General features: G+C 35.4%; 12 protein-coding genes and 1 pseudogene. 11 read left to right on the plus strand and 2 right to left on the minus strand.

The genetic code is table 11. The annotated features are described in order from the left end of the window. Positions 1-126 precede the first annotated feature (126 nt). The 11 genes and pseudogenes from D1B17_RS06205 to D1B17_RS06255 all read left to right on the plus strand — a co-directional run bounded on the left by D1B17_RS06205 (position 127) and on the right by D1B17_RS06255 (position 11927). Positions 127-2754 carry a glycoside hydrolase family 38 N-terminal domain-containing protein gene (locus D1B17_RS06205; RefSeq protein WP_120142518.1) on the plus strand — a complete coding sequence of 876 codons (2628 nt, stop codon included), beginning with the start codon at positions 127-129 and terminating at the stop codon, positions 2752-2754. Positions 2755-2765: 11 nt separating this feature from the next. After that, positions 2766-3569, plus strand: a complete 804-nt coding sequence (locus D1B17_RS06210) for a MurR/RpiR family transcriptional regulator (protein ID WP_120142517.1) — start codon at positions 2766-2768, stop codon at positions 3567-3569. A gap of 10 nt (positions 3570-3579) precedes the next feature. Continuing rightward, a pseudogene (locus D1B17_RS06215) lies at positions 3580-4953 on the plus strand (glycoside hydrolase family 1 protein). A gap of 296 nt (positions 4954-5249) precedes the next feature. Further along, complete coding sequence (locus tag D1B17_RS06220) at positions 5250-5600, plus strand: hypothetical protein (protein ID WP_120142516.1); 351 nt, start codon at positions 5250-5252, stop codon at positions 5598-5600. A gap of 540 nt (positions 5601-6140) precedes the next feature. After that, positions 6141-7058, plus strand: a complete 918-nt coding sequence (gene prmA / locus D1B17_RS06225; RefSeq protein WP_120142515.1) for a 50S ribosomal protein L11 methyltransferase — start codon at positions 6141-6143, stop codon at positions 7056-7058. After that, the gene (locus tag D1B17_RS06230) at positions 7039-7788 is read left to right on the plus strand and encodes an RsmE family RNA methyltransferase (protein WP_120142514.1); all 750 of its coding nucleotides are present in this window, start codon (positions 7039-7041) and stop codon (positions 7786-7788) included. The genes prmA and D1B17_RS06230 overlap by 20 nt, the downstream gene beginning before the upstream one ends. Before the next feature lie 21 nt (positions 7789-7809). Then, on the plus strand, positions 7810-8136 hold the full coding sequence (locus D1B17_RS06235; protein WP_120142513.1) for a hypothetical protein: 327 nt from the start codon (positions 7810-7812) through the stop codon (positions 8134-8136). Between the two features lie 89 nt (positions 8137-8225). Further along, complete coding sequence (locus tag D1B17_RS06240; protein WP_120142512.1) at positions 8226-10457, plus strand: RelA/SpoT family protein; 2232 nt, start codon at positions 8226-8228, stop codon at positions 10455-10457. Continuing rightward, positions 10457-10894 carry a D-aminoacyl-tRNA deacylase gene (dtd, locus tag D1B17_RS06245; protein ID WP_120142511.1) on the plus strand — a complete coding sequence of 146 codons (438 nt, stop codon included), beginning with the start codon at positions 10457-10459 and terminating at the stop codon, positions 10892-10894. Before D1B17_RS06240 ends, dtd begins: the two co-directional genes overlap by 1 nt. A 2-nt stretch (positions 10895-10896) precedes the next feature. After that, the gene (locus D1B17_RS06250; RefSeq protein ID WP_120142510.1) at positions 10897-11520 is read left to right on the plus strand and encodes an HAD-IA family hydrolase; all 624 of its coding nucleotides are present in this window, start codon (positions 10897-10899) and stop codon (positions 11518-11520) included. Between the two features lie 11 nt (positions 11521-11531). Further along, complete coding sequence (locus tag D1B17_RS06255) at positions 11532-11927, plus strand: hypothetical protein (protein ID WP_120142509.1); 396 nt, start codon at positions 11532-11534, stop codon at positions 11925-11927. Positions 11928-12308: 381 nt separating this feature from the next. Here D1B17_RS06255 and D1B17_RS12890 read toward each other — a convergent pair whose 3' ends face one another. After that, positions 12309-12437 (minus strand): hypothetical protein, encoded by a 129-nt coding sequence (locus tag D1B17_RS12890; RefSeq protein WP_276606932.1) that lies wholly within the window; start codon positions 12435-12437, stop codon positions 12309-12311. A gap of 192 nt (positions 12438-12629) precedes the next feature. Further along, positions 12630-13160: a histidine phosphatase family protein gene (locus D1B17_RS06260; protein WP_120142508.1), complete on the minus strand. Its 531-nt coding sequence runs from the start codon at positions 13158-13160 to the stop codon at positions 12630-12632. Positions 13161-13334: the final 174 nt, after the last annotated feature.

Raw genomic sequence — 13334 nt, forward strand, 5'->3', positions numbered from 1 at the left:
CGAAAGACCTTGGCTTTCGGTGGTCCCCATAGCGACCAAAATTTCTTGCTCTTGGAGGCGGAACATTTAACTAGCACCGCGCGTTATCTACTAATTTGTACAATGCGTTATTTGAAAGGAATTGATATGAAAAAAGTACATGTGATTCAACATACCCACTGGGATTTCGAATGGTACTTTACTAGAAATGAAGCTATTGTTCAGTTTGTTTATCATATGGATGAGGTTTTCGCAGCTTTAGAGAAACAACAAGTCGATTACTATCTGTTAGACGGTCAGATGAGTATCTTAGACGATTACTTGGATGCTTATCCAGAAAAACGAGCAGAATTACGTAAGTGGATCAAGGCCGGCCGTTTATTTATTGGACCATGGTATACCCAAACTGATGAGTTGATTATTACAGGTGAATCAATTATTCGTAATTTATGTTTAGGTATGCAAATGGCTCAAGATTTAGGTGGTGGTCAAAAGATAGGTTACTTACCAGATTCTTTTGGTCAAGGTGCCGATATGCCTAAAATTTATAATGGCATGGATATTCATGATGCGGTTTTCTGGAGAGGTCTATCAGCTGATAAGACTAAAGCACGCGAATTTAACTGGAAGTCTGAAGACGGTTCTGATGTTTCAGTTGTTAATATTAAAGATGGGTATTTTGTAGGTGTTGGTTTAATTTATGATGACAACGTCAAGGAAGTTATGAAGACCATTGTCGATGGAACTACTTTGGATGACATTGCCTTTCCAGTTGGTGGTGATCAACGATATGTTGATTATAATTTAAAAGATCGAATTGATTTTTATAATCAACAGCTGATAGATCAGGATACACAACTGGTCGAAAGCAATTATCCACAATTATTTACTGAAATTCATAAGAGCAAGCAACAGTTGGATGACGTTTCAGGTGAGTTTATAAGCAGTTCAGTTTCAAAAATTCACCGTTCGATTTATTCTTCAAGATATGATCAAAAGTATTTGAATGACAAACTTGAACGTCGGATGATTTATCAATTGGAACCGCTGATGGCTATGGCTGATCGTGTGGGCATTCCTTACAAAAAGTCGTTGCTAGATAAGATATGGAAATTAATTGTCCGCAATCAGGCACATGATAGCGCTGGCGGATGTAACAGTGATAAAACTAATCAAATTATTTTGGAAAGATTACGAGAAGCTGACCAGTTATCCTATTCAACAGTCGATTATTTGACTCGAAAAATTGCGGAGTCAGAGGTTCATAAACAAGCCAACCAATTGACGTTTTTCAATACGTTACCGTTCGCGGTTCAAAAGAATGTTAAATTCCAAATTTCATTAAAGAGTAAGAATTTTGAAATTTTTAACGGCGATGAGAAACTTTCATTTGATGTATGGAAAACGACTAAAAAATACCACGGTCAAATTAAGCGGGATGAATCACAATACGCTGAAGAAGATTATTATTACGTTTATGATTGTTCCGCTAAGGTCACTATTCCAGCACTTCAATGGATTAATTTACAAGTTAAACCATTGTCTGCAAGTGAAATTGCTGTAGTTAAAGCAGATGATTCCAAATTAATTAAGAATCATCATTATCAGGTTTCTTATCATGATGGTCAGTTAGATTTATTGAATTTGCAAACTAGTGAAAAAATAGCTGATTTCATTAAATTTATTGACGATGGTGATGAAGGTGATACGTATGATTATTCGCCAGCATATCAAGATCGAATTATAGATTTAGATTTTTCTAACGCCGAGATTATGTGTAAATCTGGTCAAAATCAACAAAACATGGTAATTCAAGGCGATTGGTTATTACCACAGAATCTAAAGAGTCGTGCGGAAGATGGACAAGATAAAGTAATAAAGTATGAATTAAATATTTCTTTAGATGATAGTAATTTAATTAACGTTCATTTGTTAATTGATAATCAGGTTGAAGATCACCGGATGCGTGCGATTATTAAAACAAATACAAGTACAAATAAATATTCATATGCTGATACTGGATTTGGGTATATTGCACGTCCAACAACAGATCCACATTTACATGATTGGAAAAAGATTGGCTGGCATGAGGAACCAACTTCTATTTATCCAATGCTGCATTATGTTAATTTGCATGACAATCACAGCAATGTAACGGTTTATGCTAAAGGAATTAAGGAATATCAAATTGTTGGGAATGATTTTAATCAAGTTGCATTGACATTATTCAGGTCAGTTGGCTTTTTAGGACGCCCAGATTTACAGCGGCGACCTGGGGTTGCATCTGGAAATCAATTTACATATATTCCAACACCTGATAGTCAATTGAAAGAGCAATTGCATTTTAAGTTTGCAATCGAACTTAACCAAGAATTTGATCCAGCTCAGATTATGAAACAATTTCAGAAGTATGCTATCAGCAATCCGTACTATCAAATACAAGATTTGAATCAATTTACAAATACTTTGAAATACTTTGTCATGCACGATTTGGATAAAAAGGTTCAATCCGTTCCATTTTTGGAGATTAATAGTGATAATTTAGTGTTTAGTAGTTTGACTGAGAGTAAAGATGAGTCAGGTTGGTTGCTACGGATTTATAATCCCAATAAATTTATTTGTGACGGTGATAACGATTTAGTGCTAAAAGAGGCTCGTGTTATGAGTTTCACTGACTTTACTGGTAAAATCGTTAAGTGTCTAGGTAAAAAGCAAATGGTTTCGTTAGGCTTGTTTAAACCTGGAGAAATTAAGACGATAAAAGTCAACAAATAAAGAGGGAAATTATGGCCAATGAAGTTAATGACCTATTTTTATTAATAGAATCAAAAAGAAATGATTTTACTTCAGTGGAACAAGTGATTGCAGATTATTTTATAGCTAAACGAAAGATTTTAAGTATTAGTGACCTGGCAAAAGAAATTATTGTATCGGCACCTTCGATAACAAGGTTTTGTAAAAAGCTTGGTTTGAACAATTATAAGGAGTTAATTTTTCTTTATAGCTTGTCCTTGAGGGATCAAACTGTAGATGCAAGCATGATTTCTACTCCTGTGACAGCTAGTTATCATGCTTTGGCAACTAGAAGTGACGCTTCATATCGCAGTCAGGCAGTTACTAACTTCTGTGATTTAATTTATACAACCAAAATAATTTTATTTTGGGGTTTAGGTTTCAATTCCTTCGCAGGCCAGGATTTTACGTTCAAGTTTTCACGCTTCGGAAAATTTATTCAAGTCTATGGTGATCAGCATTCAATTCTTTTATCAGCGGCTTCGGCAAGTGCGGATAATTTGATTTTAATTTCATCACTTAGTGCTAAAGACCCAAATATTTTGAAAGCTATTAAGCTAGGCAAGGAAAACGGAGCACACTTTTTATTAATAACTGCAAATGAAGATTCACCATTTATTGATTACTGTGAGGAAACAATTTATGCGGCTAGTTTTTCACCGGATGAAGCGTTAGGAAGTGTATCGCCTCAAGTACCAATTTTGATTCAATTGGATATTATTTATTCGAAATATGTCAGTTTACACAAAGATAATGTTGATAAATGGCTACTCTCAGAAAATATTTTGAAAAATTGAGGATAGATAAATGATAAAATTCCCAAAGGACTTTCTCTGGGGGGCTGCTACTTCGGCTCCACAAACAGAAGGTCACAGCTTATTGGATGGTAAGTCAGCAACAACGTGGGATAAATGGTTTGAAATGAATCCTGAAAAATTTAATGATAATCAAGGTCCTGAGAATACTTCAAACACATACGAGCTGTTTGCAGAAGATGTTCAAAATATGAAAAAGATTGGTATGAATTCATTTCGAACCTCTATTTCATGGGCAAGATTATTACCAGATGGTAAGACGGTTAATGAAGAGGCAGTAAAGTTTTATCGCACCTACTTTCAAATGATGCTTGATAATGGAATTGAACCAATCATGAATCTCTTCCATTTTGATATGCCTTGGTGGTTAATGGAACGTGGTGGTTGGGAGAATCGAGAGTCAGTAGATGATTTTGCTAATTATGCCCAAGTAGCGTTTTAACAATTTGGTGATTTAGTAAAAAATTGGTCGACGTTTAACGAACCGACTGTCCATATTGAATGTGGTTATTTATATGGTTATCATTATCCAGCAGTAGTTGATTTAAAACGAGCTATCCAGGTAGGTTACAATACTTTGATGGCACACGTTAAAGCGGTTCAGAAATACCGCGAGATGAAGCAGACAGGTAAAATTGGTATTATTTTGAATGTTCTGCCTGCATATAGCCGTAGTGATGATCCTGAAGATTTAGAGGCTAAGCGAATTTCTGATTTGATTAGTAGCAGAAGTTTTTTGGATCCAGTCGTTTTAGGACATATTCCGAACGAATTAGTTAAATTACTGGCAGATAATGAGTTACTACCTGAGATTGATGAAAATGATAAGCAATTGATTATTGATAATACGGTAGATTTCGTTGGTATTAATTATTATCAACCACGGAGGGTACAGGCACCTAGTAATCCCCATAAACCTGCAAAAATGCCGGAAGATTGGTTTGAAGCATATGATTGGCCTGATAAAAGAATCAATCCTTATCGCGGTTGGGAAATTTATCCACCGGCACTATATGATATCTCGATAATGATGCGTGACGAGTATGGTAATATTCCTTGGTATGTTAGTGAAAACGGTATGGGTGTTGCTGACGAGGAACGTTTTAAAGACGATACGGGGATGATTGATGATCAGTATCGAATTGATTTTATGAAGGAACATTTAGAACAATTAGCAAAGGGTATAGCCGCCGGTAGTAATTGTTTTGGCTATCATATGTGGACTTTTGTTGACTGTTGGTCTTGGTTAAATGGTTACCGAAATCGCTATGGCTTTTTCCGAGTTGATTTGAATGATAATTATCGAAGAACGGTTAAAAAAAGTGGATTATGGTTTAAACAGTTAACGGAAAATAATGGTTTTTGAGAATAATGTTATAAAAAATGCTTGTTGGATGATTTCTTCTGACAAGCATTTTTATCTTTTAACACAAATCTTTAAATATAGACTAGAGCCTAGGAATGCACTAGTAAAACACGATATTTTATGTTTTTGGTTAATATAGTTTTATGATTTAAATTATCTTTTTTTGTTAAGAATAAAAGTAGCTGAGCTAAAACCCACCTATAATCGACTTTTAATAGTATTATAAAAATAAACTAATACTTTGCATAATTAAATTCATATGCTATTATATTAAAAAGAAATGAGGTGGAGGATTTATGACAGCACAATCAAATAAATATCGTATATTAGAAACTAACGTTCTCTTAGAAAGATTTGTAACTTATAACGAGGTTTTTACAGAATATTTTAAGACGATGAAAATTATCGAACGAGGGGAAGCGTTGAGATATGAAACATATTCACGCTTAGCCGATAATTATATTTCAAATATCCATCGTTTTATGAAGTTGTGTATTTCTTACCTTGATAAATATCATCTTCAAAACAGTGTGATGGCTGAAAAATTAAACAATTACTTTGTTGATTTAATTGACGCCCTTAACTGTATGGATACTGATAATAATCTAATCAATCACTTGAGTTTAGAAGAAGCTCGTTCAAAATAAAAGCAAGTCAAGGCGAATTCCTCAATTCGATTAATTTTTTCATTAAATAAAAAGGGCTAGGTATTTCTTCTGGGATAAATCCAGAAAAATATCTAGCCTTTTGCTTATGTTCAATTTCGAATAAGATAGCACTTTTTTATCAAATTAGTTAGTTACATCGTATAAAGAATAACGAATATATTAGTCTCTGGGTGCAAGAAATGTTGGCAGCAGTGAAGGTGGCGTTATGGCTTTAGCCATTACACCACGGGACGAGTTTTGAAATTCGCGTACTTTGCGAAGTTCAAAATCGAGATTGGAGACCGCACTCTGGCTCCAATCGGTCCCCACAGCACCAACATTTCTTGCACCCAGAGACGGTAGATAACCAAAGTTAAGAAAGAACCTCTTTTTTTTATTGGCTTTTTCTAGTAATCTAATTAATAACTATAAGTTGTTGTCTTCAGTCGCAAACAGGGAAACTTGTGACTTGAGACTAATATAATGGTGGAAAGACAAAAGCCACGTTTTAAATCAGATACAACTGGAGGAACTACATAAATGCTTTGGAAAAAAATAACGGTCGCCATTCCTAATGATTTTGATCCTGAAATTATTTCGGATGTCTTTATGCGTGTTGGCGCTAATGGGACAGAAATGGTTGACGATGAAAATAATGAGGTTAAAACAAAAATTAACTCTTATTTTGATGAGAACAGTTATGATGATAAAATTGTAAATAACTTACAAGCTGAAATCGATAAATTACCTGAATTTGGCTTTGATACTACTGGAGTTAAGATTTCTATCAGTGAACTAGATGATAGTAGCTGGGAAAATGAATGGAAACAGTATTATCATCCGGTAAAAATCAGTCGCTATTTGACGGTTGTACCTAATTGGGTCGATTACCAACCAAAGTACGCTGATGAACATACTATTGTTATGGATCCTGGTAAGTCATTTGGTACCGGAACCCATCCAACTACTTATTCATGTATGCAAGCATTAGAGCTAATTCTAGGCGATGCTGACTCACTTTATGATGTCGGAACTGGTTCAGGCATTTTATCGATTCAAGCTCGTTTGTTGGGTGTGAAGGATATCAAGGCTTACGATCTTGACCCTGAAGCTGTCCGCGCTGCCAAGGAAAATATTCAACTGAATCCTGGCTGTGAAGATATTGAAGTATTTGAAAATTCTTTACTTGATGGTGTTGATGGCAAAGTTGATGTGATTGTCGCTAATATGTTAGCCGATGTCATTCAACAATTTATTCCTGACATCGATAATCATTTGAATGCTAATGGTTTTGTAGTATTATCGGGTATTATTAATGAAAAAGAGCAATTGATAACTGACCAAATGGCTGAACAAGGCTTTATCGTCTTGGAAGCTTTCCATTTAAAGGGATGGTCAACATTAATTTGTAGAAGAAAAGAAGAGTTCGAGGCGGAAGATGGAGCAATACTTCGTTAAAGAAATTATTAATAGTGATAAATTTACAATCGATGAAGCAGAGACTTTTAAGCATATTGCTAAAGTAATGCGTCATAAGACTGGTGATATTGTTTATTTGGTGGATCCAAGTGAGAAACTATATGCAGCTACAATTGATGAAATTGATAGTGAGAATAACAATATTTTGACTTCGATTGAGTTGGTAAATCGCCCTAGTACAGAAATGCCGGTTGATGTGACGGTGGCCTGTTCCTTATCTAAAAAGGATAAGATTGAGTGGATTACCCAGAAGTCGACTGAATTAGGAGCTAAGACGATTATTTTCTTCGATTCTAAGTATTCGATAATGAAGTGGAAGACTAATGTCGTTGAAAAGAAACTAGCTCGTTTACAAGAAATCGCCAAAAATGCGGCTCAGCAGTCTAAACGCCGGATTATTCCTGAAGTTATTTATGTTAACAAGTTGGCTGATTTATTGAAATATCAAGCAGAGGCCAATTTAGTTGCTTATGAAGAATCGGCCAAGCAGGGTGAAATCAGTCGTCTCGGTCAAACTTTAAATCAGTCACCAAAATCGGTATTATGTGCTTTTGGACCGGAAGGTGGATTTGCTCCAGACGAGATCGACTTTTTGAATCAAAATGATTTTGTATCAGTGGGCTTAGGTCCTCGAATCATGCGAGCTGAAACTGCTCCCATGTATTTCTTATCAGTGCTATCATATAAGTACGAACTAACAGTAAAATGAGGAACAAATCGTGAAAAATATTTGGAAAAAGTTGAAAAATCAAAAACAACTTATATTGCATTAATCTCAATCGTATTGGTATTTATTATGCCAATCTTGTTTAATCTCTTTCATTTAGGTAGAACGAACCGCATCATTTGGTTATTCTTTATTATCAATATTTTGTTTGCCAGTTTTATTGGTTGGTTTTCGAAGAAATATAACTTATCGTTTTATAATTTAGTTATTTTTCCAGTTATCTTCGTAATCAGTGTGTTCGTTAAATATGGTCGCTACGGCTATTTTTTAGCCGGAATTTACTTGGTTTTAAGTATTTTAATTTATTTCTTATTTGATAAAGAAAATTAATTGATATTTAGCATTAAAGCAATCATAATAATATGTAAACTTAAAAGCACTCGCTGAGTGCTTTTTATTGTAACGGGGTGAATATTTCCATGAAAAAAATTAAAGATTATACACCAGAAGAAGTTTTAGATATTTGTCGTAGCTATATGAACGAGGAGCACGTCGAATTTGTCAATAAGTCGTATCAGTTTGCGGCTTACGTTCACAAGGAGCAAAAGCGTGCTACTGGCGAGCCATATATTATTCACCCAACTCAAGTAGCAGAAATTTTAGCTTCATTACATATGGACCCTTATACTGTGGCAGCAGGTTATTTACATGATGTCGTTGAAGATACCAACGTGACCCTTGGTGATGTTAAAGAACTTTTTGGTGAACAAGTTGGCACGATTGTCGATGGCGTTACCAAAATCAGTAAATATAAATATCACTCTCATCAAGAACTTTTGGCCGAAAATCACCGGAAGATGTTATTGGCAACCGCCAAGGACTTACGTGTCATCATGGTGAAATTGGCAGACCGATTGCATAATATGAGAACTTTAAAGGCTTTGCGTCCGGATAAACAACGTCGTATCGCCAATGAAACTTTGGAAATTTATGCACCTTTAGCTGATCGTTTAGGTATTAGTAAGATCAAATGGGAATTGGAAGACTTATCTTTGCATTATATCAATCCCCAACAGTATTACCGGATTGTCCACTTGATGAATAGTAAACGTGATCAACGTGAAGCTTATATTGCTGAAGCCATTGATTATATTAAGAAAAATGTTGACGCCCTGGGTATTAAATATGATATTTATGGTCGTCCTAAGCATATTTATTCAATCTATAAGAAAATGCGTGATAAGCATAAGCAATTTTCTGAATTATATGATTTGCTAGCTATTCGTATCGTGGTTGATTCAGTTAAGGATTGTTACGCGGTTTTGGGTTCGATTCACTCTAAGTGGAAGCCAATTCCAGGTCGCTTCAAAGACTATATTGCTGTACCTAAGGCAAATGGGTATCAATCGCTACATACAACAATCATTGGCCCTGGTGGTCAACCACTCGAAGTTCAAATTAGAACATTTGAAATGCATCAAGTTGCTGAATATGGTGTTGCTGCTCACTGGGCTTATAAGGAAGGTAATTTTGAAGGTGCTAACATCGACGATAATGAACAAAAAATCGATGTTTTCCGTGAAATCTTGGAACTTCAAGAAAATTCTGATAATGCCGCTGATTTTATGAAGTCAGTGAAGGGTGAAATTTTCAATGACCGTGTTTATGTATTTACGCCTGAAGGTGAAGTTATCGAGCTACCTAAGGGCGCTGTAACGCTTGATTTCGCTTATCAAGTACATACGGAAGTTGGTAATCATTCGATTGGTGCTAAAATCAATGGCAGAATGGTTCCATTAAACTATCAATTGAAGAATGGCGACATTGTGGAAATGTTGACTAACTCTAACTCAGAGCCAAGTCGTGACTGGGTCAATGTTGTTTATACTTCACGAGCACGTAATAAAATCAAACGTTACTTTAGAACTAAAGATCGTGAAGAAAATATTGTCCTCGGTCGTGAGTCAATTGAAAATGAATTGAAGAATCGTTCTTTGTCAGGTAAAAAATATCTTGATAAGAAACATTTGGAAATTGCTATGAAAATTTTCAACTATACTGAGCCAGATGAATTGTTCAATGCAGTTGGTTATGGTGAACTTTCGCCAATTAACGTCGTTCATAAGTTAGTAAGTGAAGATCCAGACCGCAAAAAAGAAGCTGAGAAAAAAGAGCTTGAAGAACAAGTTATTACTAATACTGAAGAAAAGGTTACACAGCCACAATCTGAGAGTCCTAAACTTAAAAAGGAACGTAATAACGCTAATACTAGTATTTCCGTGCAAGGAATCGATAATTTGCTAATTCGTTTAGCTAAATGTTGTAATCCGATTCCTGGGGATGAAATTGTTGGTTATATTACTAAGGGCCGCGGGTTGACGATTCATCGTGCCGATTGTCCTAATGTCCAAAGTGAAGAAGCAAAGCGTCGATTCATTGACGTTAGTTGGGATAATGTCACAAAAGAGAAGCGTTATACCGCCGAACTTGATGTCTATGCCTTTAATCGTAATGGCCTGATCAACGAAGTACTACAAGTAATCAATTCGAATACTAATACGCTAAATAATGTAATTGGTCGCCTTGATAAAGAAAAGATGGCCATCATTCATGTAAGTATTGGTGTTAATAATAAGGAACATTTGGATAACATTATTTCGAAGTTGAAGAATATACCAAATGTCTATGAAATCAAGAGGACGGTAGCTTAATGAAAGTTGTAGTACAACGAGTATCTCAAGCTAAAGTGACTGTTGACGACAAAATCCTTGGTCAAATTGATCAAGGATTTTGTTTGTTAGTTGCTTTTGCAAATGAAGATACAGATGAAACACTCGAATATATGGCACGAAAAATTGCAAATATGCGTGTCTTTTCGGATACGGATGATAAAATGAATTTAGCAATAAATGATGTTGATGGAAAGATCTTGTCGATTTCCCAGTTTACACTCTATGCGGATACTAAGCATGGTAACCGACCAAGTTTTACTGGTGCAGGTGATTTTGCGACATCAAGCAAGAAATATGATCAATTCAATGACTTATTGAGAGGGTATGGATTGACCGTTGAAACTGGTGAATTTGGGGCTGATATGCAAGTATCATTGACCAATGATGGACCAGTAACTATTTTAATGGAGAGATAAATATGAAAAGTATTGTTTGGGACTTTGATGATACTATTGCTAATAGTTATCCAGGGATTGTCTCAGCGACTCAGAAATCTTTACGCGAAAACTTTGGGATTAGTTTGTCAAAAGATACAATTTTTAAGGAAGCTAAGAAGACTTCTGTGCGGAAGTTTGTGACTGAATTATTAAAAGATCAAGATGATGTAGCACAAGCGGTGAAAGTATTTTATGCCAGTTATTTCAGATATGAAAAAGAGTATCATGACAAGATTACTTTGATTCCACATATTAAAAATGTTTTGCAATATTGTGATGAGCAACATTGCATGCAATTTATCGTTACACATCGTGACCAATCAATTTTTCCTTTGGCAAAGTCTTTAGGGATTGAACACTACTTTAAAGAAGTTATCAGTGTTGCTGACGGTTTCAAGCGAAAGCCTGACCCCGATATGCTGAAGTACTTGATTAATAAATATGACCTGAAGAAAGAGGATCTTTGGGTTGTTGGTGATCGTAAGATTGATATCGATTTCGGTCAGAGTGTTGGTGCTAATACAATATTATTGAATTCTGAATCAGTTGATTTTGGTGAAGATTATCGTGTAAGTGACTTATTGGAAATTGAAAAAATAATTTAATGGATGTAAATATGGAAAACAAACTTGAAAAATTAACTTATGATCAAATTGTCGCAATTCATTTAGCGATTGAAGATAACGAAGAAATCACGTTTAGTGAAAAGCGATTACAAAGTAATATTGAATTTTTAAATCAATTCGATAACTTGAATGTTTATTTGACACATTTATTCTGTACAATCATTTGTGATGATATCTTTGAGAAATATAATACTCAAACAGCAATTGCAGCGATGGACTTCTTTTTACGTCGTAATGGTTATTGCTTGAATTTGACTGACGAATCAGAGAAAGAAACAATTCTGGGATTAGTTAAAACAATTAAGGAAACACGTGAGTTGAAGAAGACTGAATTAAATTACATTCAGTCTCGTTTGGCAGATTGTGTACATCCATATAGTGAATAAGGTTCTTTAATTTGGTTAGTTGTCGTCTCTGTGTGCAAGAAATGTTGGCGCTGTGGGGACCGATTGGAGCCAAAGAGCGGTCTCAAGTCTCGATTTTGAACTTCGCAAAGTACGCGAATTTCAAAACTTGTCCCGTGGTGTAATAGTAAAGTCCTAACGCCACCGTCACTGCTGCCAACATTTCTTGCACCCAGAGACTAATATATTCGTTGTTTTTTATACGGTATAACCAATTGATTCGATAAAGGGATTACGCATTATTTGAAATTTAATATAAGCAAAAAGGTTAGATATTTTTTCTGGATTTATACCAAGAGAAAAATATCTAACCTTTTTTATGTTCGGTTCCGTAACCAGACTTGAGAAAGAACCAACGAATAGTTATGCCATAGCTTTTTGTTTTTTGTAAAGGGTGCGATAGTGTGACCACTCATCACGTTCCATCATAAATGTTTCGCCGGTGTGCAAATTTCGTACTTTATAAACTGCTGAGAAAAAGTACAAGTCCATTAATGATGCGATTAAAAAGATAATACCAATCCCACGAAAGAAGAGGGTAACGAGGCCAATCAATAATTCGATGAATTGACGTCGATTGTATGTCCGAAATAGTCTGGGTAACCGGCCGGCTTTATCGTAAAGTTGACGTGTTTTCTTTGTAGGTAACGATTTTTCAAAATTTTTGATAATTGCTTCCCCCAGTCATTTGTAATCTAGTTCATAAATACCACAATAAGGAATTTGTGTGTGCATATCAAGTCCCATCATTCTACGGATAACTTGTCCGTGAGTAACACAACCAATGCAGTCATAGTCATCCTTGTATTTATCGAGCACCGATTTTACTCGTGTAATTAATTGTTCAGCAGTTTCGTAATCCATATCTGAATGGTGAGTATTATGAAGGTAGTCGTTGAAAGCGGCTTTGACTTGCGGATAACCAGTTAACTTACGGCCAGTTAGATCGGGACGCCATTCGTGAAGTAACAATTCCACTTGGGTAGGTAAATTAGGGTTCTTTTTAGCAAATTCCATGGCCGTTTGCATGGTCCGAGTATAAGGAGAGACTAGAAGTAGTTGCATTTCGTCAAAAATAGGATTTAAAGCAACTTTTTGGGCGACCCTAATACCGTATGGAGTTAAGCGGGTTAAGTCACGTCCATAGCCAACATAACCCGCTTGGTCAACTTGTTTGAAGTCTGGTTGAGAGTGGCGTATTAAATATACTTTCATAGGCTTTCCTCCATTAGTTGGTCTAACTATAACAAAAAAGACAACTCATTTGTTAAAAATGTGGCGCAGGCGTGGAATAAAGCAATATTTTTCTGTTTAAAATAATAGCTCCAGCAATCAAAAATATCAGATTGCTGGAGCTATTATTTAAATCCTAGAAAGCTGACCGTGTTT

Source organism: Companilactobacillus zhachilii (assembly GCF_003606365.2).
In the GTDB taxonomy this organism is placed as follows: Bacteria; Bacillota; Bacilli; order Lactobacillales; family Lactobacillaceae; genus Companilactobacillus; species Companilactobacillus zhachilii.